Source organism: Nguyenibacter vanlangensis (genome assembly GCF_013376155.1).
Lineage (GTDB): Bacteria > Pseudomonadota > Alphaproteobacteria > Acetobacterales > Acetobacteraceae > Gluconacetobacter > Gluconacetobacter vanlangensis.
The window spans coordinates 1-1,088 of the sequence record NZ_JABXXP010000855.1; the positions used below are offsets into that span (position 1 = coordinate 1).

A 1,088-nucleotide genomic window follows, 5' to 3' on the forward strand; every position below is an offset into this window, starting at 1 on the left:
GACGCCGCGCTGAACAGCGCCATCCCCCCCAGCAGCGGCACCCGCCGCCCCAGCCGGTCCGACAGCGGCCCCTGCGAGAACTGGCCTACCGCCAGCCCCGCGAACCACGCCGCCAGCGTGATCTGCGCCGAACCCGGCCCCCCGCCCAGGTCGCGATCCACCGCCGGAAAGGCCGGCAGGTACATATCCGTCGCCAGCGGCCCGATGGCGGTGATCAGGCCCAGCAATATGGTCATCCAGACCGGCATGGCCCCGACGGGAATACGGTGGCGCCAGGCCACGGACGACGATGAGGGAGAAGAGGAATACGACATGCACGCGCTCCAGCAGGGGCGTATGTCGATCTTTCACGGCCTGTTGTCCATCCTATTCTGCGGGCCGGCCCGTTCCGCAGCCCTGCACGTCCCTGTGCGCATGCCCTCCCGCGCCGCCGCCATCGCGCCGCGATGGCTCGGCGGTGGTTGGATTGGCCCGCCAGAGCGGTTATGTCAGCCTCCACGATCCATCACCCGCAAAGGCCATCCTCATGAACGATAACCCCAGCGATAACCCCAGCGACAACCAGGGCGACAACCAGGGCGACATCCCCAGCGGCATCCAAGCCACCCCCTCGGCCGACACCCCGCCGGACCGCCTCTCCGTCAACCCCGACAGCCCCCATCATGACGCCGCCCTGCTGGAACGCGGCATCGGCGTGCGCTTCAAGGGCGTCGAGAAGACGAATGTCGAGGAATATTGCATCAGCGAGGGCTGGGTCCGCCTCGCGGTCGGCAAGACGCTGGACCGCCGCGGCAACCCCATGACCATGAAGCTCCAGGGCCCGGTCGAAGTCTGGTTCAAGTCCTGACCGCCGGCGCAAAGCCCGCCTTGGCATCCGCGTCGGCACCCGCACGGGCGCTCACCCCCTCGCCCTGACCGGGATTGGTGTTAGGATCGGACCATACGGACATCAGGCAACAGGAGTATGTCCCATGGTTCCGACACAGCCGGACATCCCGGAAAGCGACCGCTTCACCGTGGTCATCGTCGGCGGCGGCGCGGCGGGCATCACCGTCGCGGCCCGCCTGCGGCGCGCGCGGCCCAACATG

Annotated in this window: 2 protein-coding genes; one reads left to right on the top strand and one right to left on the bottom strand. The window is 68.7% G+C overall.

Annotated elements, in window-relative coordinates; genetic code table 11:
- Positions 1–248, bottom strand: a 248-nt coding sequence (locus HUK84_RS19665; protein ID WP_176641713.1) for an MFS transporter, incomplete at its 3' end; no start/stop codon positions are given.
- A gap of 347 nt (positions 249–595) precedes the next feature.
- Between HUK84_RS19665 and HUK84_RS19670 the strand changes: the two genes are divergently transcribed.
- A complete protein-coding gene (locus tag HUK84_RS19670) occupies positions 596–847 on the top strand; it encodes a DUF3297 family protein (RefSeq protein WP_176641714.1) in 252 nt (83 codons plus the stop codon).
- The last annotated feature ends 241 nt before the right edge of the window (positions 848–1,088 follow it).